Source organism: Leisingera methylohalidivorans DSM 14336 (genome assembly GCF_000511355.1).
Lineage (GTDB): Bacteria > Pseudomonadota > Alphaproteobacteria > Rhodobacterales > Rhodobacteraceae > Leisingera > Leisingera methylohalidivorans.
This window is the reverse complement of sequence record NC_023135.1, coordinates 602,032-622,009: the sequence shown is the minus strand read 5'-3', so window position 1 is coordinate 622,009 and position 19,978 is coordinate 602,032. Positions and strand designations below refer to the sequence as shown.

Genomic DNA, 19,978 nt, shown 5'->3' with positions numbered 1-19,978 from the left:
CTGGCGCTGCGTCCTTCTGGTCAGAAATACACCGGGGGTGAGCAGGCAGCGCCTGCGAGGGGGCAGCGCCCCCTTCCCCGTTACTTTGGCATCAAGGCCCAGTAATCGAGATCCAGCAGCACATCCGGCAGATACTTGCCATCCTCGCCCTTCAGCTCAAACGGCGCACCGCCCTTGGTCGCCACCAGCCGCAGCCGGATCGCACCGACACCGGGGGCGTCCGTGTCAGCCTTGTCCAGCACTTCGGACCAGGCCCGCACGGTCAGGCCGGACAGGCAGGGGTTGGCATGGGCACCGCCATTCAGGCCCACGATCATCTGCGCATTGGCAAGCCCGTTGAACGACAGCGTCCGCGCCATCGAGATCACATGGCCGCCATAGATCAGCCGTGTGCCATCGGGGCGCGCGGTGTTGTCGAAATGCACCTTGGCGGTGTTCTGCCACAGGCGGGTCGCCAGCATGTGCTCGGCTTCCTCGATGGTGACGCCATCCACATGGTCGATGGTCTCACCCACCGCGTAATCGCCCCAGCGGTGCGGCTCGCCGGCCAGGGTGAAATCATAATTGCTGAAATGCAGCCCCGCCGGGATCACCAGCTGCTCTGCCGGGATCACCTTGTTCAGCTCCGGGATCACCGTCTCGGGCGCGGGCGCGTCAAGATCGCGCTTGCGCACCATCACCCAGCGCACGTATTCCATCACGCATTCATCGCGCTGGTTCAGCCCGCGGGTGCGCACATAGACCACGCCCGACTTGCCGTTGGAGTTCTGCTTCAACCCGATCACCTCGGATTCGGAGCGCAGCGTGTCGCCGGGATAGACCGGCAGCAGCCAGCGGCCTTCGGCATAGCCGAGATTCGCCAGCGCATTCAGCGAGATGTCCGGCACTGTCTTGCCGAACACCACATGGAACGCCGCCAGATCATCCAGCGGCGCCGAGGGCAGACCAGCGGCCCGGGCAAATTCATCCGAAGAATAGAGCGCATGGCGCGCTGGATAGAGCGCATGGTACAGCGCCCGTTCGCCGCCCGACACCGTGCGCGGCACCGCGTGGCGGATTACCTCGCCGACGGTGTAGTCTTCGAAAAACCGGCCCGGATTGGTCTTGGCCATCAGTGTTCTCCCAGTTTGGTCTCAGGGGTGTAGGTTCCGTCCGCCTCCTTCACCACGGCCTGGCCGCAGCGCATGATCCCCTTCACAGGGTCAAAAGTCTGGGTCGGGCTGCCGTGCAGCTCCCAGCCCTTGTTCAGCGCATCGGTCACCTTGTGGCAAAAGGCGGAGGTGTCGTCCTCGGACAAAAATCGGTAGAGTTTCATGGTATCCTATCCTGGAAAGGGCGACGGCCCGATCATCCCGTGGACGTAGCCGATCACCCCCATCAGAACAATTGAGGCGGCAAAGAACATCGCATCCTTGGCGATGGAGCCTTTGGGCCGCGGCTGCCATGCCGGTTCCGTGCGGTTGATCACGATGACTTCCGCAACAGCCCAGGCCAGCAGCCCGCCGAACAGGATGATCGAGGCGAGGTCGCCGTTGACCAGAAGATGCGCCGCAGCCCACAGCTTGAAGCCCGCCAGCATCGGATGGCGCATCCCATTCAGCAGCGCGCCTTTCTTCGGCGCCGGGCTCATCATGTAAATCGCGACCAGCACCATCAGGTTGTTGATATGCACCATGAAGGACGGCGGCGCCCAGACATGGATGAACCCTGTGCTGCGGTAGCCCAGCACCATCAGCACCACGCCCGCTACCAGCACCAGCGCCACCGCGCCGCGGCCGCCATTGCCCATCGCGGCGCGCGCCTCCGGCGCCAGCCGTTTGAACAGGTGGCCGCCCCACCACAGCAGAAGTCCCAGAATCAAAAGCGCCATTTCAGCCCCTCTCAGATGTTAAGCTGATTAACACCTATGCGGAAAGCGCGGCGATTGCATCCGCTTTTGCCAGGATTTCGCGCGCCGTCGCCGCATGCAGGTTCTCGACTATCCTGCCATCGACCACGGCAACACCCTGTCCTGCGGCCTGTGCCTCTTCAAATGCGGCGATCTGGCGGCGGGCGGTCTCGATCTCGCGTTCCGTCGGGGCAAAGGCGGCATTGGCCACCTCCACCTGCGCCGGGTGGATCAGGGTCTTGCCGTCAAATCCCATGTCGCGGCCCTGCGCGCATTCCGCTGCCAGGCCCTCGACATCTTTGAAGGCGTTATAGACACCATCGACGATCACCAGCCCTTCGGCCTTGGCGGCCAGCAGGCACAGGCCCAGACCGGCCATCATCGGCAGCCGGTCGGGGCGGAAACGGGTCTGCAGCTCCTTGGCCAGGTCATTGGTGCCCATCACCATGCCCTGCAGCTTGGGGTGCGCAGCGATGGCGGCGGCATTCAGCATGCCCCGCGGGGTTTCCATCATCGCCCACAGCGGGATATCGCCGGTGATTTCCGCCAGCGCGTCCAGATCCGCAGGCGCATTCACCTTGGGCAGCAGAATAGCGTCGCAATTCATCCGGGCCGCCGCGATCGCGTCGTCACGGCCCCAGACCGTATCCAGCCCGTTGATCCGTACGATCTTCATCCGGGCACCAAAGCCGCCCGCCTCCAGCGCCTGCGCCAAGGTTGCGCGGGCATTGGGTTTTTCATCCACCGACACCGCGTCTTCCAGGTCAAAAATCACCGCGTCCACCGGCAGGGTCTTGGCCTTCTCCAGCGCACGCGGCTTGGAGCCGGGGATATACAAAACCGATCGGTACGGGCGCGTGCGCGGGTCCATCGAGGCTCTCCAAAAGTTATTTTGTTGCGTAAATCGGTACAGTTTCGATTGTATACTTTCAAGTGCAATTCCGCCGCAGCGCAGCGTAACTTTCCCCGCATGTGCAGCAAGATACTGATATAATTTGTGATTTTTCAGCGTCCGCAGGGTTAACCACTTTTCAGCATCTGGTTGCCAAACTTGTGGGCACCAAGGCACAGGATCCCCGCCGCCGCCCCAGGCCGCACCTGATGCCCGCAGGCATGGGGCCTGCATTTCGAATTGCGTTACACACCGGCCCGCACGGGGATACCGGGGGCTGCCATCTGGCACCCGGTTCAGTCCGGCCGTTCCGGAAAGGGTAAAACGAGATGAAAAACTCACTCTTCGCACTTCCGGCAGCCCTCGCCGCCCTGGCCCTGGCTGCTGCACCTGCCACCGCGCAAAGCCGCAACTGCGCTCCGCGCGACATGGTGATCAAACGTCTGGCGGAAAAATACGGTGAAAGCCGTCAAAGCATCGGCGTGGGCCAGAAAGGCATGGTGATGGAAACCTTTGCCTCCGGCGAGACCGGCAGCTGGACCATTACCATCACCACGCCCAACGGCATGACCTGCCTGGTGGCGTCGGGCCAGTCTTATGAAGTGCTGGCAGAAGCACTGCCGGACACCGGCAGCGACGCTTGAGCAGAAGTTATTGAGGCAGGTTTCCAGGCGGCGGCTTTCGGGCCGGGCTGCGGCGCAGGGTCATCGCGTGCTTGTCGTCACCGGAATAGCCAAGCCGCTCGTAGAAGCCGCGCGCAGCAGCCGCACTGCCGGTCAGAAGCATGATCTTATAGGCATCTTGCGCCCAGGCTGCGTCCCGGGCAAAGGTCATCACCGCCCGGCCCAGCCCCCGGCCCTGAAAGGCGCGCAATGTCACCACGTTTTCGATCAGCGCGTAAGGCCGCCCTCCATGGGTGAGATTGGGCAGGACGTGCAGCGTAGCAGTTGACACCACCTGCCCCTCCGCCTCGGCCACCGCGATACTGGTGCCCGGGTGCTGCAGGATACGGCGCAGCATGGCAGCCCCTTCCACGCCGGCCAGAACCGGCAGATCGCCCATCAACTCCCGGTACAGGCGCAGCAAACCGCCATAGTCCCGTTCGGCAGCGCGGCGCAGGCGGCACTCAGACGCAATGTTCATGTCAGCCCGTCCCAAATCAGCTTGCTGCCGGTGACGGTCAAAAGCAGATAGGTCAGCGCAAAAAACACGCGCTCGGGGATCCTGTGATGCAGCTTCACCCCCAGCCAGGCACCAAGGAGGGCAAAGGGCGCCAGCATCAGATCCAGCATCAGTGTTTCACGTGTGAACAGCCCCAGCCCGGCATATGGCACCGCCTTGGCGAGATTGATAACCCAGAAAATCAGCACGGTGCTGGCCTGATACTCGGTCTTCCGCAACTTCAGGCTGAGGAGGTAAACCGCAGCCGGCGGCCCGCCCGCATGGCTGACAAAACTGGTGAACCCCACCGCCAGCCCGGCCAGCGCCCCCGCCCCGGAAGACAGCGGGGCTCCGGCCGACACGCTTACTCCGAAACGGCCGCGCATCCGCCACAGCACAAAGCCGACCGACACAGCGCCGATCAGCACCCGCATCGCATCGTCATTCACCGCCGCATACAGCCAGGCCCCCAGCGCCACTCCGGGCAAGCCGCCGCCAATCAGCAGCAGCGAAGCCCGCAAGTTCCAGCGCCCCCAATAGGGTTTCAGCGAAGCCAGATCGATCAGCATCAACAGCGGCAGCATCAGCGCCAATGCAGCGCCCGGGTCAATCACCAGCGCCAGAATCGCCGCCGAGGCAAAGGCGGCGCCGGATCCGAAACCGCCCTTGGACACGCCCGCAAAAACGACCGCCGGAATGGCAAAAACGAAAAACATCGCATCAAATGCCGCCATTGCCCGTCCTCGAAAGCCCTGAATTACACGCCCTTTAGCGATAGCAGCGCGGCATGCGCAAGTATACCGAACCCTTTGCCGCAGCGCGGAACCCTTGCACGGCGGAGCGTTACGCCGTAGGCATCAGGAAATTTCAACCGGACCGGAGACATTCCCAATGGCACGACCCAAAATCGCCCTCATCGGCGCAGGTCAGATCGGCGGCACCCTCGCACATCTCGCAGCCCTCAAGGAACTCGGCGACGTCGTGCTCTTTGACATCGCCGAAGGCACCCCCGAAGGCAAGGCGCTGGACATCGCACAATCCGGTCCCTCCGAAGGCTTCGACGCCAGCCTCAAAGGCACCCAGTCTTACGAGGACATCGCAGGCGCCGATGTCTGCATCGTCACCGCAGGTGTGCCGCGCAAGCCGGGCATGAGCCGCGATGACCTGCTGGGCATCAACCTCAAGGTGATGAAATCCGTCGGCGAAGGCATCCGCGACCACGCGCCGGACGCTTTCGTGATCTGCATCACCAACCCGCTGGACGCGATGGTCTGGGCGCTGCAGCAATTCTCGGGCCTGCCTGCGAACAAGGTCTGCGGCATGGCCGGGGTGCTGGACTCCGCCCGTTTCCGCCACTTCCTGGCCGAGGAATTCAACGTCTCGATGAAGGACGTCACCGCATTTGTGCTGGGCGGCCATGGCGACACCATGGTGCCCTCCGTGCGCTATTCCACCGTGGCCGGCATCCCGCTGCCCGATCTGGTCAAAATGGGCTGGACCACCCAGGAACGCCTGGACGCCATCCTGCAGCGCACCCGTGACGGCGGCGCCGAAATCGTCGGCCTGCTGAAAACCGGTTCTGCCTTCTATGCGCCGGCAACCAGCGCCATCGAAATGGCCGAAGCCTATCTGAAAGACCAGAAGCGCGTGCTGCCCTGCGCAGCCTATTGCGACGGCGAGCTGGGCGTGAAGGGCATGTATGTGGGCGTGCCCACCGTCATCGGCGCCGGCGGCATCGAGAAGGTCGTGAACATCCAGCTGAACGAGGAAGAGCAGGTCATGTTCGACAACTCGGTCAATGCCGTGAAGGGCCTGGTCGAGGCTTGCAAAGGCATCGACGGCACGCTGGCCTGAGCCATCCAGCCTTGCACAGATCAGGGGGTCCGCTTCGGCGGACCCTTTTCTTTTGCCGCGGCGTACCGGCCCCGGCACTTGACGCTTTTGGTTCATGATACGGCGGTGGCGGTCCAATGCTGCCAGCTTCGAATCACCACCGTTAAGCTTCTGAAAATTTGTGATCACACCCCCAAAATCCGTGATCACAAAACCTGAAAATCTTCGTCATTTCCCCGCACCCTGTCAAATAAGCCTTTAACACTTGGCTTTAAGACGGCCTATTAACGACAGACAATTGCAGCCAGACGGGACAGTTTCAGATGAACATCCACGAATATCAGGCAAAAGCCCTTCTTCGCAGCTACGGTGCTCCGGTGTCCGACGGACGCGTGGTGCTGAAAGCCGAAGATGCCAAAACCGCCGCCGGTGAACTCGACGGCCCGCTGTGGGTGGTCAAGGCACAGATCCACGCAGGCGGCCGCGGCAAGGGCTCCTTCAAGGAAGCGGATGCCGGCGAAAAGGGCGGCGTGCGCCTGACCAAATCGGTCGAGGAAGCCGCCGAGGAAGCCAAGAAGATGCTGGGCCGCACCCTGGTCACCCATCAGACCGGCCCGGCCGGCAAGCAGGTGAACCGCATCTACATCGAGGCCGGCTCCGGCATCGAGACCGAACTGTACCTGGCGCTGCTGGTCGACCGCCAGACCTCGCGCATTTCCTTTGTCTGCTCGACCGAAGGCGGCATGGACATCGAGGAAGTGGCTGCGGCCACCCCGGAGAAGATCCTGTCGTTCAGCGTTGATCCGGCCACCGGCTACCAGGCTTACCACGGCCGCCGCATCGCCTTCTCGCTGGGCCTGAAAGGCGCCCAGGTGAAACAATGCGTCAAACTGATGGGCCAGCTGTATCAAGCCTTTGTCGACAAGGACATGGAGATGCTGGAGATCAACCCGCTGATCGTGGCGGACGACGGCAGCCTCAAGGTGCTGGACGCCAAGGTCGGCTTTGACGGCAACGCGGTCTACCGCCACGCCGATGTGGCCGAGCTGCGCGACACCACCGAGGAAGACCCGAAAGAGCTGGAAGCCTCGAAATACGACCTGAACTACATCGCGCTGGACGGTGAGATCGGCTGCATGGTGAACGGCGCAGGCCTGGCGATGGCCACCATGGACATCATCAAGCTGTACGGGGCCGAGCCTGCCAACTTCCTCGACGTGGGCGGCGGCGCCACCAAGGAAAAGGTGACCGAGGCGTTCAAGATCATCACCTCCGACCCGCAGGTCAAAGGCATCCTGGTGAACATCTTCGGCGGCATCATGCGCTGCGACGTCATCGCCGAGGGCGTGGTTGCGGCCGTGAAGGAAGTCGGCCTGAAGGTGCCGCTGGTGGTCCGCCTTGAAGGCACCAATGTCGAGAAGGGCAAGGAGATCATCAACACCTCCGGCCTCGACGTGATCGCCGCCGACAACCTGAAAGACGGCGCCGAGAAAATCGTAAAAGCGGTAAAGGGCTAAGGGACAGAACCGGTGAAGGCGGCTGTCTACCTCATAGGCTTGCAGCAGGCCACGGGCCGGGCGGAGCTGATGCAGCGGGAGCTGGATCAGGCCGGGCTTTCGGCTGTGCGCATCGATGCGGTGGACAGCACCCGGGTCAGCCGCGAGGAAATGCTGCAGCAATGCAAATCCGAGGGCAACTGGGGCTATTTCCAGACCAAGGACATGGCCTGCACCCTCAGCCATGCCAAGGCCTGGGAGGCGTTTCTGGAATCAGACGCCGATGTGGCGCTGATCCTGGAGGATGACGTTTTCCTGTCACCCGACACCGGCGCCTGGCTGAACGACCTGGCCTGGTGGCCCGCGGATGCCGGCATCGTCAAGTTTGAACGCTGGCGGGCGACGCGGCTGCAGGTCGCGCTTGGCAAGGATGGCGTCACCCATATGGGCCGCGAGGTGCGCCAGATGCTGTCCCGCCACGCAGGCGGCGCAGCTTATGCGATCTCGCGCCGGGCGGCGCAGCACCTTCTGGACAGCCGGCCGTTTGACATCACCCTGGACAACCTCCTGTTCAACTTTGATGCCTCACAGCCGGCGCGCGCCATCAAGGTCTATCAGGTCCAGCCGGCGCTTGCCGAACAGGGCAACGAGGCGCCGGACGAACACGCCATCGGCCCGGCGCGCCACCGCCCCAAGGGCTGGCCGCTGATCCGTCAGAAACTCCGGCGCGGGATCTATGAATTCCGCGGCGGCTTCAGAGTCTTTCCCAGTGTGGTCCTGGGGCGGGCCACCCTCGAAAAAATCCGCTTCGACGGCCGTTCATTGGCCACCCCGCAGAACCAACAGACACATACCGCTTGAAGGAACCGACATCATGGCAGTCCTTATCGACGAAAACACCAAAGTTATCTGTCAGGGCTTCACCGGCTCGCAGGGCACTTTCCACTCTGAACAGGCCATCGCCTATGGCACCAAAATGGTCGGCGGTGTCACCCCCGGCAAAGGCGGCATGGAGCATCTGGGCCTGCCGGTGTTCAACTCCGTGCATGAAGCCAAGCATGTGACCGAGGCCAATGCCTCTGTCATCTACGTGCCGCCGCCCTTTGCCGCGGATTCCATCCTCGAGGCGATCGACGCCGAAATGGAAGTGATCGTCTGCATCACCGAAGGCATCCCGGTGCTGGACATGATGCGGGTCAAGCGGGCGCTGGAAACCTCCAAGTCGCGCCTGATCGGCCCCAACTGCCCCGGCGTCATCACGCCTGACGCCTGCAAGATCGGCATCATGCCCGGCCATATCCACCGCCGCGGCTCCGTCGGTGTTGTGTCCCGCTCCGGCACCCTGACCTATGAGGCGGTGAAGCAGACCACCGACGTCGGCCTCGGCCAGTCGACCTGCGTCGGCATCGGCGGCGACCCGATCAAGGGTACCGAGCATATCGACGTGCTGGAATGGTTCCTGGGTGATGACGAGACCGAGAGCATCATCATGATCGGCGAAATCGGCGGCTCCGCCGAGGAAGAAGCCGCCCAGTTCCTGGCCGACGAGGCCAAGAAGGGCCGCAAGAAGCCGGTTGCAGGTTTCATCGCCGGCCGCACCGCCCCTCCGGGCCGCCGCATGGGCCACGCGGGCGCGATTGTGGCCGGCGGCAAGGGCGGTGCCGAGGACAAGATCGAAGCGATGAAATCCGCAGGCATCGTGGTCGCCGAAAGCCCGGCCGGCCTGGGCGAAGCGGTTCTGAAAGCGATCGGCAAGTAGGATGACTGTGAGCCGGGTGAATGTGCGGCTTGCAAAGCCTGCCCCTTGCAGGGGCAGGTGTTCTGCCATGTCTCGGCCAAGTTCACCCTAATTCCATGAGCGTCCTAAGCACCATAACTCTGGAGCTAGCCGACGGATTAAACTTCCGAGGGCGCACTACCCGCTCAAGATTTTGGGCCTTCGCACCTTTCGGGCTTATGCTTCCAGTTGTGACATTCCCGCTTTCGCAGAAGTATTTGAACGTGGACTATCCTTCTATTGGCGTACTGATGCTGACGTTTGTGGCCTTCCTCCCGTTGCTCGCGTCCGGCGCACGGCGTCTGCAGGACACAGGCGAAGCCGGACAAGGCGTTTTCCTGCCGTTTACGCCTATCGCATACTTCTTTGCTTCAATGATGATTTGGGAACTTGGCTTTGACGCCCTACTGGGAGGTATTCCCGTTCTGATTGCCTACCTCTTGGTTGCTCTCTACTGGCTAAGCTTTCCTTTTGTTCTTCTGGCGTCGGTCTTTTGGATCGGCCCGCTCGCAGGGCAGCTGATACTGCCCTCGGAACCCGGCACCAACAAATACGGTCCCAACCCGCACGAGGCACCAAAATGACCGAACAAAGCCCCAACGACCTCTTCCACGCCTCCTCCTTCATGCAGGGGCACAATGCGGAGTATCTGGAGCAGCTTTATGCCCAGTACGCCAATGACCCGAATGCGGTGGATGCCGCCTGGGCCGAGTTCTTCCGCCAGATGGGCGACGCCGAACTGGATGTGAAGGCTGAGGCTCAGGGCCCCTCCTGGGCGCGCGATGACTGGCCGCCCGCGCCCGCAGATGACATCACCGGCGCGCTGACCGGCGAATGGCCGGCCCCGGCTGAGGCCAAGGGCGCAAGCAAGAAGATCAAGGAGAAGGCTTCCGCCAAGGGCGTTGAGGTCACCGACGATCAGGTGCAGCGCGCCGTTCTTGACTCGATCCGCGCCCTGATGCTGATCCGCGCCTACCGGATCCGCGGCCATCTGGCAGCGGACCTGGACCCGCTGGGCATGCATGCCGCCACGGCGCTTCCGGAGCTGGACCCGAAAACCTATGGTTTCACCGACGGCGACATGGACCGGCCGATCTTTATCGACAACGTGCTGGGCCTGCAGGTCGCCACCATGCGCCAGATCGTCGACATCGTGAAACGCACCTATTGCGGCACCTTCGCGCTGCAGTACATGCATATTTCCAACCCCGAGCAATCCGCCTGGCTGAAAGAACGGATCGAGGGCTACGACAAGGAAATCCGCTTTACCCGGGAGGGCCGCAAGGCAATCCTCAACAAGATGGTCGAGGCCGAGGGCTTCGAGAAATTCCTGCACGTCAAATACACCGGCACCAAGCGGTTCGGTCTTGATGGCGGCGAAAGCCTGATTCCGGCGATGGAGCAGATCATCAAACGCGGCGGCGCGCTGGGGGTGCGCGACATCGTGATCGGCATGCCGCACCGCGGCCGCCTGTCGGTGCTGGCCAATGTGATGCAGAAACCCTACCGCGCCATCTTCAACGAATTCCAGGGCGGCAGCTTCAAGCCCGAGGACGTGGACGGCTCCGGTGATGTGAAATACCACCTCGGCGCCTCCTCCGACCGCTCCTTTGATGGCAACAACGTGCACCTCAGCCTCACCGCCAACCCCTCGCACCTCGAGGCGGTGAACCCGGTGGTTCTGGGCAAGGTCCGCGCCAAGCAGGACCAGCTGGGCGACACTGACCGCAGCCAGGTGCTGCCGATCCTGCTGCACGGCGACGCGGCCTTTGCCGGCCAGGGCGTGGTGGCGGAATGTTTTGCTCTCTCCGGCCTGCGCGGCCATAAGGCGGGCGGCACCATGCACATCGTGGTGAACAACCAGATCGGTTTCACCACCGCCCCGCATTTCTCGCGCTCCTCCCCCTATCCCACCGACAATGCGCTGGTGGTTGAGGCGCCGATTTTCCACGTCAACGGCGACGATCCGGAGGCGGTGGTCCACGCCGCCCGCGTCGCCACCGAATTCCGCCAGAAGTTCCACAAGGATGTGGTGCTCGACATCTTCTGCTACCGCCGCTTCGGTCACAACGAAGGCGACGAGCCGATGTTCACCAACCCGTTGATGTACAAGAAGATCAAGGGCCATAAGACCACGCTGACGCTCTACACAGACCGGCTGGTCAAGGACGGACTGATCCCCGAGGGCGAGATCGAGGACATGAAGGCCGCGTTTCAGGCGCATCTCAACGAGGAGTTCGAGACCGGCAAGAATTACAAACCCAACAAGGCCGACTGGCTGGACGGGCGCTGGTCGCATCTGGACAAGAAAGACGCCGACTATCAGCGCGGCCGCACCGCGATCCCGCCGGAAACCCTGTCCGAGATCGGCGCTTCGCTCAGCCGGGTGCCGGACGGCTTCCCGATGCACCGCACCGTCGGCCGGTTCCTGGATGCCCGCGGCAAGATGTTTGAAACCGGCCAGGGTTTTGACTGGGCGACCGGCGAGGCGCTGGCATTCGGCTCGCTGCTGCTGGAGGGCTACCCGGTGCGCCTGTCCGGCCAGGACGCCACCCGCGGCACCTTCTCGCAGCGCCATTCCGGCATCGTCAACCAGGAGACCGAGGAGCGCTACTATCCGCTCAACAACATCCGCGCCGGCCAGTCGCAATTCGACGTGATCGACTCGGCGCTGTCGGAATACGCGGTGCTGGGGTTTGAATACGGCTATTCGCTGGCCGAACCCAACGCCCTCACCCTGTGGGAGGCCCAGTTCGGTGATTTCGCCAACGGCGCGCAGATCATGTTCGACCAGTTCATTTCCTCCGGCGAAAGCAAATGGCTGCGGATGTCGGGCCTGGTCTGCCTGCTGCCGCATGGCTTCGAGGGCCAGGGCCCCGAGCATTCCTCTGCCCGGCTGGAACGCTTCCTGCAGATGTGCGGCCAGGACAACTGGATCGTGGCCAACTGCACCACGCCTGCGAACTATTTCCACATCCTGCGCCGCCAGCTGCACCGCACCTTCCGCAAGCCGCTGATCATGATGACCCCGAAATCGCTGCTGCGCCACAAGCTGGCGGTCTCCAACGCCGAGGATTTCACCACCGGCTCCAGCTTCCACCGGGTGCTGTGGGATGATGCGCAGAAAGGCAACTCCGACACCCAGCTGGTGGCGGATGACAAGATCAAGCGCGTCGTCATGTGCTCGGGCAAGGTCTACTACGACCTCTTGGAAGAACGCGACGCCCGCGGCATCGATGATATTTACCTGATGCGGGTCGAACAGTTCTACCCGTTCCCGGCGATCTCGATGGTGAAGGAGCTGGAACGCTTCAAGCAGGCGGAAATGGTCTGGTGCCAGGAAGAGCCCAAGAACCAGGGCGCCTGGACCTTCATCGAGCCCAACATCGAATGGGTGCTGACCCGCATCAAGGCCAAGCACACCCGGCCCGTCTATGCCGGCCGCGCCACCTCGGCCTCTCCTGCAACCGGTCTGGCCAGCCAGCACAAAGCCCAACAAGCAGCCCTCGTGAACGAAGCGCTGAGCATCTGAGGATAAAGAGACATGACAACCGAAGTCCGCGTACCCACCCTGGGCGAATCCGTGACCGAGGCCACCGTGGCCACCTGGTTCAAGCAACCCGGCGACACCGTGTCCGCTGATGAGATGCTCTGCGAACTGGAAACCGACAAGGTGACCGTCGAGGTGCCTTCGCCCGCAGCCGGCAAGCTGCAGGATATCGTCGCGCCGGAAGGCGAGACCGTCGGCGTTGACGCGCTGCTCGCGAATATCGCCGAGGCCGGCGCCGCAGGGCCGGAATCCGTGAAACCCAAGGCCAATGCCTCTGCCCCCGCGGCCAAGGCGGATGACGCAGCCGCCGCCACCGACATTACCGTGCCCGCTCTGGGGGAGTCGGTCTCCGAGGCCACCGTCTCGACCTGGTTCAAAAAGGTCGGCGACAGTGTGGCGCAGGACGAAATGCTGTGCGAGCTGGAGACCGACAAAGTGTCGGTCGAGGTCCCGTCCCCGGCAGCCGGCGTGCTGGCCGAAATCACCGCCGGCGAAGGGGAAACCGTCGCCGCCTCAGCCAAGCTCGGGGTGATCTCCGGCAGTGCCTCCGGTTCCTCCGCTGCACCGGCTGCCCCGGCAGCGGCGCAGAAACAGGCCGAGACACCCGCGGCCGCGGCCAAGGATGTCGCCAACGCCCCCTCCGCCGAAAAGGCAATGGCCGAAGCCGGCCTTAATGCATCGCAAGTCACCGGCAGCGGCCGTGACGGGCGCATCATGAAGGAAGACGTCGCCGCTGCGGTGGCTGCCGCCAAGACCGCCCCGCCCGCCGCCCCGGCCCCGGCACCTGCCCAGGTGCGCGGCCCGGTCACGGCTGACGATGCCGCGCGCGAGGAACGGGTCAAGATGACCCGCCTGCGCCAGACCATCGCCAAGCGCCTGAAGGACAGCCAGAACACCGCTGCCATGCTCACCACCTACAACGAGGTCGACATGACCGAGGTGATGGCGCTGCGCAACGAATACAAAGACCTGTTCCAGAAGAAGCACGGCGTGAAACTGGGCTTCATGTCCTTCTTCACCAAGGCCTGCTGCCACGCGCTGAAAGAGGTGCCCGAGGTCAACGCCGAGATCGACGGCACCGACATCGTCTACAAGAACTTCGTCCACATGGGCGTTGCCGCCGGCACCCCGACCGGCCTGGTTGTGCCGGTGATCCGCGATGCCGATGCAATGTCCTTTGCCGCGATCGAGAAAGCCATTGCCGAAAAGGGTGCCCGCGCCCGCGACGGCAAACTGTCGATGGCGGAAATGCAGGGCGGCACCTTCACCATCTCCAACGGCGGCGTCTACGGCTCGCTGATGTCCTCGCCGATCCTGAACCCGCCGCAGTCGGGCATCCTCGGCATGCACAAGATCCAGGACCGCCCGATGGCGATCAACGGCAAGGTAGAAATCCGGCCGATGATGTACCTGGCGCTGAGCTATGACCACCGCATCGTCGACGGCAAAGGCGCCGTGACCTTCCTGGTCCGCGTCAAGGAAGCGCTGGAAGACCCGCGGCGTTTGCTGATGGATCTGTAAACCGTTGCGGGACGAGCCCATCCAGCCCTTCAAAATCAGCGCGCCCAAGATCGGGGAAAGACCCAGCTTTTGGGCGCGTTGGTGCGGGATTAGATGCCCCGATTGCGGACGCATTCAATCACCGCTGGCTATAACGCGGACAAACCCTTGGAGGGGTGTGAATAAGACCGATTTTCACCTTTGCGGAACCTGCGGAACACACCTCTTTCTGACTGGAAAATCCCGCAACAGGCGTTTTTTCTTCCTGCACGTGCCTGTCTTTTTCGCTGTATTGGTGCTCACATCAATCGCATTTGGTTTGTTGGGCTGGGTCATAACTGAGGGCCCAAACAAAGGCGAACCAACGTTCGGTGCCGGGGTTTTGATGGTGATAACGATTTTCATCGCCCTCAGTGCCATCAACGGACGCCTGGAGGAGGTCGAGAGTGTGAATCTTGCAGATGGCCGAACCAAATGACCCTCCAACTCTTTCATCTTTCCCAAAATACTCCGGGGGAGGCCCGTCAGGGCCGGGGGCAGCGCCCCCCTCCCCGGCCCGCAACTCCAAAACTTCCAGGGCGGTGCACAGGTGGTGTACGCATGGCGCACAGATGCCCCCTTGGCCCACCCCATTCTGACGAAAGGACCCCCCTCAAATGGCATCCTATGACGTGATCGTAATCGGCGCCGGCCCCGGCGGCTATGTCTGCGCCATCCGCTGCGCCCAGCTGGGACTGAAAACAGCTGTGGTCGAGGGCCGCGAAACCCTCGGCGGCACCTGCCTGAACGTGGGCTGCATCCCGTCGAAAGCGCTGCTGCATTCGACCCATCTGCTGCACGAGGCCGAGCACAACTTTGCCCATATGGGTCTCAAGGGCAAAAGCCCGTCCGTCGACTGGAACCAGATGAAAGCCTACAAGGATGAGGTCATCGGCCAGAACACCGGCGGCATCGAATTTCTGTTCAAGAAGAACAAGATCGACTGGATCAAGGGCTGGGCCTCCATCCCCGGGGCGGGCAAGGTGCAGGTCGGCGACGAGGTGCATGAGGCCAAGAACATCGTGATCGCCTCCGGCTCCGTGCCCGCGTCGATCCCTGGTGTCGAGATCGACGAGAAGATCGTGGTCTCCTCCACCGGTGCGCTGGAACTGCCGAAGATCCCCAAGAAACTGACGGTGATCGGTGCTGGCGTCATCGGGCTGGAGCTGGGCTCGGTCTATGCGCGTCTGGGGTCTGAGGTGACCGTGGTCGAATACATGGACGCGGTCTGCCCCGGCATGGACAAGGACGTGCAGCGCAGCTTCAAGCGGATCCTGGAAAAGCAGGGGCTGAACTTCGTCATGGGCGCCGCCGTGCAATCGGTGGAGACCTCCAAGACCAAGGCCAAGGTCAAATACCAGCCCAAAAAGGGCGGCGATGAGGTGACCCTGGACGCCGATGTGGTGCTGGTTGCCACCGGACGCAAGCCTTACAGCGAGGGGCTGGGGCTGGACGCCTTGGGCGTGAAGATGACCGAGCGCGGCCAGATCGCCGCCGATGATCACTGGCGCACCAATATCCCCGGCGTCTATGCCATCGGCGATGTGATCGAAGGCCCGATGCTGGCGCACAAGGCCGAGGACGAGGGCATGGCGGTGGCCGAGGTGATCGCGGGCAAGCACGGCCATGTGAACTATGGCGTGATCCCCGGTGTCGTCTATACAACGCCCGAAGTGGCCACCGTCGGTGCGGCCGAGGACGCGCTGAAGGCCGAGGGCAAGAAGGTCAAGGTGGGCAAGTTCATGTTCATGGGCAACGCCCGGGCCAAGGCCGTGGGCCAGGCCGAGGGCGGATTCGTCAAGATCATCACCGACGCCGAAACCGACCGCATCCTGGGGGCCGCCATTATCGGCCCGGCGGCGGGCGACATGATCCACGAGCTGTGCGTGGCAATGGAATTCGGTGCCTCGGCCGAGGATGTGGCGCTGACCTGCCACGCGCATCCGACCTACTCCGAGGCGGTGCGTGAAGCGGCGCTCGCCTGCGGCGACGGGCCGATCCACAGCTGATCCTGGCAAAGTGCCGAGTTTACTGAAGGGCAGCTCGCCGCAGCTGCCCTTTTTCAGTTTGGAAACGGGCGTGTCCCCCCGCTTTACCGGCGCTGAATTCAGGTCCCGGAAGGCACGGCCATGGCCGTTTCATTGCAGGTCATTTCCCCCGCAAGCGACGGCTGGACCTCCGGCTGCACCTATTACGCAGATACTATATGCAGATTGCGGACCCGCACATGGGGCCGCATCCGGGGCCGCATCTGCAGTCCCTTACCGCGACCAAGGGGCTGCCCGGCGGGCTCGATGTCCCGGCGCCGTTTATTGCCAGGAAGATGCGAGCTTTCTTGCTGCCGGAGAGTGCAAGCGCGCTGGCAGATCAGGCCTGTTGCGCAGTCTCGCCCGGTTCAAACCCGGCTTCCCGCATCAGCGCGTCCGAGCGGCTTTCGACGCGCTGTTCCAGCTGTGCCATGAAATCCTCGCGGCTGATCCCCGGCTGCATCACCTCCAGGAACTCCACCACCGCCAGCCCCGGCTTGCGGTAGATCCCGGTGCGCGGCCAGAACACGCCGACATTGGTGGCGGCCGGCACGCAGGGCTGGCTCAGGCCTTGATACAGCACCGCAGTGCCGATCTTATAAGGCTTGCGGGCACCGGGCGCGACACGGGTGCCCTGCGAATAGATGATCAGCTGGCCCGGCTCGCGGCTCTCGTTGGCGACATCCTTGACCATCTTGGCAATCGCCGCGCCGCGCTTGCCGCGGTTCACCGGCACGCAGCCCAGCCGCTTGGCGTAGACCCCGATGACGGGCGTCCACATCAGCTCGCGCTTCATGATGAACCGCGCCGACGGCACCGCGTTGAAAATGATCAGGATGTCCAGGAAACTTTGGTGCTTGGCGGCGATGATCACCTCATCAGACGGCACCTGGCCACGGACCTCGGTCTTAATGCCGACCATCCAGCGCGCGGTCCACAGGACCCAGCGGGCATAGGTTTTGCAGGCTATGCGCGCGCCCTTGGCGGAGACTGCGGCCCAGGGCGCAAACAGCAGCCCCAGCACCAGCATGGCCAGATACATCTGCACCAGAAAGACGGCTGAACGCAGCCATTGAACCGGGTTTTTCACGACACTGCTCCCAAACGTTTGCCGGCCGCGCGGGTGGTGGCGGCAAAGGCCACCAGCGCGCCCAGCAGCGGAATCACCAGCGGTGCCAGCCAGCCCCAGCCCTGAAAGCCAAGCCCGGTGAGGAAGCCGCCCTCATCCGAAGCTTCCGGCATCAGCCAGACACCGATCATGCCCAAGACAACGCCCGCGGCGGACCCGGTCAGGGCGCGCAGGGTGAAGCGGCGGATGAAGGCCTGGGCGATATAGCTGTCCAAAGCGCCGACCAGCCGCAGGACTTCGATCACCTGGGCATTGGCCGCAAGGGCGGCATTGGCCGCAAGGGTGATCATCGCCGCCGTGGCGCCGCCGATCAGCAGGATCGACACCCAGGCAAGACGGCGCAGCGACCGGGCTGCATCGACCAGCGGGGCGCGCCAGCGGGTATGGTCATCCAGAACCGCGCCCGGCACTTCGGCCTGCAGCCGCAGACGCAGCCCGGCGGCGTCATATCCGGGGTCCTCGCCCGTGACTTCGATCAGCTGCGGCAGCGGCAGGCTGCCGACCGGCAGGCTGGAACCGAACCAGGGCGCCAGCAAGGCCGCCTGCTCCTCGCCCGACAGCGCGCGCGCGGTGGCCACGCCCGGTGTCTGGCGCAGGATTTCCAATGCCGCTTCGGTCTGTGCCGCGCGCTGCTCAGCCGGGGCGTTGATGCGCAGAGTTGCCGCCCGCGCCAGCTCCGAGGCCCATTGGTCCGCCAGCCGCCCGGAGGCCATCGACAGCGCCAGCGCAAAAACCGCAAGAAAGGCCATCGCGCCGGAGACAAACAGCGTCAGATGGGCGGTGAAACCGCTGGGCGGCACCACCCGGTTGGCCTGGGTATCGCCCAGCACCAGCTTGTGCAGCCTGCTGTCGGTCATAAGTCCGCCCCCGCCAGCTGCAATTGCCGGTTGGAGATCCGCAGCACCCGGGCCTGCACCTGGTTCTTGGCCGCCCGGATCAGCGACAGGTCATGGGTGGCCACCAGGATAGTCTTGCCCATCCGGTTCAGCTCCACCAGAAGCTGCAGCAGCCGCTGCGACATTTCCCAGTCCACATTGCCGGTCGGTTCATCCGCAATGATCACATCCGGCGACAGGATCACTGACCGGGCCAGCGCCGCCCGCTGCCGCTCGCCGCCCGACAACTCCGGCGGCAGCGCATGGGCGCGTTCAGACAGGCCGACCCAGTTCAAGAGCTCGTGCAGATTGGCCTCCTCATGCGACAGCTCCCGCCCGGAAACCAGCAGCGGCAGAGCGATGTTCTCGACCACCGGCAAATGGTCCAGAAACCGGCAGTCCTGATGCACAACGCCGACGCGGCGGCGCAGATGGGCCATCTGATCGCGGTCCAGCCCGTGCACATCCATGTTGAAAGCCCGCACCCGGCCCGAGGTCGGCATCAGCGCGCCATAGCAAAGTTTCAAAAGCGTCGTCTTGCCCGCGCCGGACGGGCCGGTCAGAAAATGGAACGATCCCGGGGCCAGCTGCACTGACACCGCATCCAGCAGCTCGCCGCCGCCGTAATTATAGCCCACATTCTCCAGCTCGATCACTGCTGCCCCCTGATTGCGCCGGAAAATTGGCGCTCCGGTGTTTTGCCCCATGGGACCATCAGTTTCAATGGGCTCTGTTGCCAGGAAACCCCCGCCGCCGCCGGGCTGGGGCTGCATCGGCATTTGACTCTTTCACCGGACTGCCGGGCTGCATATAATCCCTTGAAAAACAACCTGCCGCCCGCTGGCCGGTAGGACGGTGCCGAGGAGAGCATGATGCGCCTGACCTGCCCGAATTGTGCAGCCCAGTACGAAGTGCCCGAGGATGTGATCCCCGACGAGGGCCGGGATGTGCAGTGTTCCAGTTGCGGCCAGACCTGGTTTCAGGCATCCGCCGAGGCTGTTGCCGCACGCGCCGCCGGGGAAACCGCGCCGGACGCAGCCGGAATCCAAGCGGCAGCAGCGCAGGCGGCAGAAGATTACCCGGAGCCGGAAATGCCTGGGGACCTTCCCGGCGAACCCGCGGAAACGCCCGCTGCAGCTGGCGCGGCGCCGCGGGATATGCCGGAGCCCGCAGCCGGCGCCCCGGAGACCGGCGAAGACGATGATCCGGACGCATGGACGGGCGCTGACGCAACCGGGGCCGCAGACGCGGAGCCAGAGGCGCCGCCGCGGACCCGTGCCCTGAACCCCGCCTTGTCCGATATCCTGCGCGAAGAAGCCGAGCGCGAAGCCGCGCTGCGGGCGGCAGAAGGCCACAGCCTGGAAACGCAGCCTGATCTGGGGCTGGAGGCAGCCGCTACAGCCGAGGACGGGGCCGCCCGCCGCAGCCGCCAGGCCCGTGACCGGATGGCCCGTATCCGCGGTGAAGACCCGCGCCAGCTGGCCGCAGCTGAAACCGGCTCGCGCAAGGAATTGCTGCCGGATATCGAAGAGATCAATTCGACCCTGCGCTCAGCAGGCAGTGCAGCCCCTCCACTGCAGCCCGCTTCGGCACAGCCGCCGGTGCAGCGCAAACGCAGCTTTGCCCGCGGGTTTTCGCTGTCGGTGATTGCCGCGCTGGTCATGGTCATGATCTATGACAACGCAACGCTGATCTCGGAAAAACTGCCGCAGGCGGATCCGGCACTCAGCAGCTATGTCGGCTGGGTGGATCAGGCACGGCTGTGGCTTGATGATCAGGTTAAATCCCTGACCAGCGCCCAGTAACGCGGC

General features: G+C 63.7%; 20 protein-coding genes. 11 read left to right on the top strand and 9 right to left on the bottom strand.

Annotated features, from left to right (window positions below):
• Positions 1-80 precede the first annotated feature (80 nt).
• Genes METH_RS03205 through METH_RS03190 form a run of 4 tightly spaced genes read right to left on the bottom strand, consistent with a single transcriptional unit; the run spans position 81 to position 2,759 of the window.
• A complete protein-coding gene (locus METH_RS03205; protein WP_024088977.1) occupies positions 81-1,112 on the bottom strand; it encodes a MaoC family dehydratase in 1,032 nt (343 codons plus the stop codon).
• On the bottom strand, positions 1,112-1,315 hold the full coding sequence (locus METH_RS03200; RefSeq protein WP_024088976.1) for a DUF1737 domain-containing protein: 204 nt from the start codon (positions 1,313-1,315) through the stop codon (positions 1,112-1,114). Before METH_RS03200 ends, METH_RS03205 begins: the two co-directional genes overlap by 1 nt.
• Positions 1,316-1,321: 6 nt before the next feature.
• On the bottom strand, positions 1,322-1,870 hold the full coding sequence (locus tag METH_RS03195; protein WP_024088975.1) for an NnrU family protein: 549 nt from the start codon (positions 1,868-1,870) through the stop codon (positions 1,322-1,324).
• A gap of 34 nt (positions 1,871-1,904) precedes the next feature.
• A complete protein-coding gene (locus METH_RS03190; protein ID WP_024088974.1) occupies positions 1,905-2,759 on the bottom strand; it encodes an HpcH/HpaI aldolase/citrate lyase family protein in 855 nt (284 codons plus the stop codon).
• A 350-nt stretch (positions 2,760-3,109) separates the two neighbouring features.
• Between METH_RS03190 and METH_RS03185 the strand changes: the two genes are divergently transcribed.
• The gene (locus METH_RS03185; RefSeq protein WP_024088973.1) at positions 3,110-3,424 is read left to right on the top strand and encodes a hypothetical protein; all 315 of its coding nucleotides are present in this window, start codon (positions 3,110-3,112) and stop codon (positions 3,422-3,424) included.
• A 7-nt stretch (positions 3,425-3,431) separates the two neighbouring features.
• Here METH_RS03185 and METH_RS03180 read toward each other — a convergent pair whose 3' ends face one another.
• Positions 3,432-3,923, bottom strand: coding sequence for a GNAT family N-acetyltransferase (locus METH_RS03180; protein WP_024088972.1), 492 nt, complete (start codon positions 3,921-3,923; stop codon positions 3,432-3,434).
• Entirely contained in the window at positions 3,920-4,675 is a 756-nt protein-coding gene (locus METH_RS03175; protein ID WP_024088971.1) for a sulfite exporter TauE/SafE family protein, read from the bottom strand. Before METH_RS03175 ends, METH_RS03180 begins: the two co-directional genes overlap by 4 nt.
• Before the next feature lie 157 nt (positions 4,676-4,832).
• On the opposite strand from METH_RS03175, the gene mdh reads away from it, so the two are divergent.
• From mdh to lpdA, 9 genes are all read left to right on the top strand, one after another.
• Positions 4,833-5,795 (top strand): malate dehydrogenase, encoded by a 963-nt coding sequence (gene mdh / locus METH_RS03170; protein WP_024088970.1) that lies wholly within the window; start codon positions 4,833-4,835, stop codon positions 5,793-5,795.
• 302 nt (positions 5,796-6,097) lie between these two features.
• Positions 6,098-7,291, top strand: a complete 1,194-nt coding sequence (sucC, locus tag METH_RS03165) for an ADP-forming succinate--CoA ligase subunit beta (RefSeq protein ID WP_024088969.1) — start codon at positions 6,098-6,100, stop codon at positions 7,289-7,291.
• 12 nt (positions 7,292-7,303) lie between these two features.
• Positions 7,304-8,131 (top strand): glycosyltransferase family 25 protein, encoded by an 828-nt coding sequence (locus METH_RS03160; RefSeq protein ID WP_024088968.1) that lies wholly within the window; start codon positions 7,304-7,306, stop codon positions 8,129-8,131.
• A gap of 13 nt (positions 8,132-8,144) precedes the next feature.
• The gene (sucD, locus tag METH_RS03155; protein WP_024088967.1) at positions 8,145-9,029 is read left to right on the top strand and encodes a succinate--CoA ligase subunit alpha; all 885 of its coding nucleotides are present in this window, start codon (positions 8,145-8,147) and stop codon (positions 9,027-9,029) included.
• Between the two features lie 20 nt (positions 9,030-9,049).
• Complete coding sequence (locus METH_RS03150) at positions 9,050-9,631, top strand: DUF805 domain-containing protein (RefSeq protein WP_084013753.1); 582 nt, start codon at positions 9,050-9,052, stop codon at positions 9,629-9,631.
• Positions 9,628-12,579, top strand: a complete 2,952-nt coding sequence (locus tag METH_RS03145) for a 2-oxoglutarate dehydrogenase E1 component (RefSeq protein ID WP_024088965.1) — start codon at positions 9,628-9,630, stop codon at positions 12,577-12,579. Before METH_RS03150 ends, METH_RS03145 begins: the two co-directional genes overlap by 4 nt.
• A 12-nt stretch (positions 12,580-12,591) precedes the next feature.
• Positions 12,592-14,118: a 2-oxoglutarate dehydrogenase complex dihydrolipoyllysine-residue succinyltransferase gene (gene odhB, locus METH_RS03140; RefSeq protein ID WP_024088964.1), complete on the top strand. Its 1,527-nt coding sequence runs from the start codon at positions 12,592-12,594 to the stop codon at positions 14,116-14,118.
• 157 nt (positions 14,119-14,275) lie between these two features.
• Complete coding sequence (locus METH_RS23735) at positions 14,276-14,575, top strand: hypothetical protein (protein ID WP_156927433.1); 300 nt, start codon at positions 14,276-14,278, stop codon at positions 14,573-14,575.
• 178 nt (positions 14,576-14,753) lie between these two features.
• The gene (lpdA, locus tag METH_RS03130) at positions 14,754-16,145 is read left to right on the top strand and encodes a dihydrolipoyl dehydrogenase (protein ID WP_024088962.1); all 1,392 of its coding nucleotides are present in this window, start codon (positions 14,754-14,756) and stop codon (positions 16,143-16,145) included.
• Positions 16,146-16,503: 358 nt separating this feature from the next.
• On the opposite strand, the gene METH_RS03125 is transcribed toward lpdA, so the two are convergent.
• The 3 genes from METH_RS03125 to METH_RS03115 are packed head-to-tail and all read right to left on the bottom strand — an operon-like array spanning position 16,504 to position 18,823.
• Positions 16,504-17,253: a lysophospholipid acyltransferase family protein gene (locus METH_RS03125; RefSeq protein WP_024088961.1), complete on the bottom strand. Its 750-nt coding sequence runs from the start codon at positions 17,251-17,253 to the stop codon at positions 16,504-16,506.
• Positions 17,250-18,149, bottom strand: a complete 900-nt coding sequence (locus METH_RS03120; protein ID WP_024088960.1) for a cell division protein FtsX — start codon at positions 18,147-18,149, stop codon at positions 17,250-17,252. The genes METH_RS03125 and METH_RS03120 overlap by 4 nt, the downstream gene beginning before the upstream one ends.
• Positions 18,146-18,823: a cell division ATP-binding protein FtsE gene (locus METH_RS03115; RefSeq protein ID WP_024088959.1), complete on the bottom strand. Its 678-nt coding sequence runs from the start codon at positions 18,821-18,823 to the stop codon at positions 18,146-18,148. Before METH_RS03115 ends, METH_RS03120 begins: the two co-directional genes overlap by 4 nt.
• Positions 18,824-19,039: 216 nt before the next feature.
• On the opposite strand from METH_RS03115, the gene METH_RS03110 reads away from it, so the two are divergent.
• Positions 19,040-19,972, top strand: a complete 933-nt coding sequence (locus tag METH_RS03110) for a zinc-ribbon domain-containing protein (protein ID WP_024088958.1) — start codon at positions 19,040-19,042, stop codon at positions 19,970-19,972.
• Positions 19,973-19,978 lie beyond the last annotated feature (6 nt).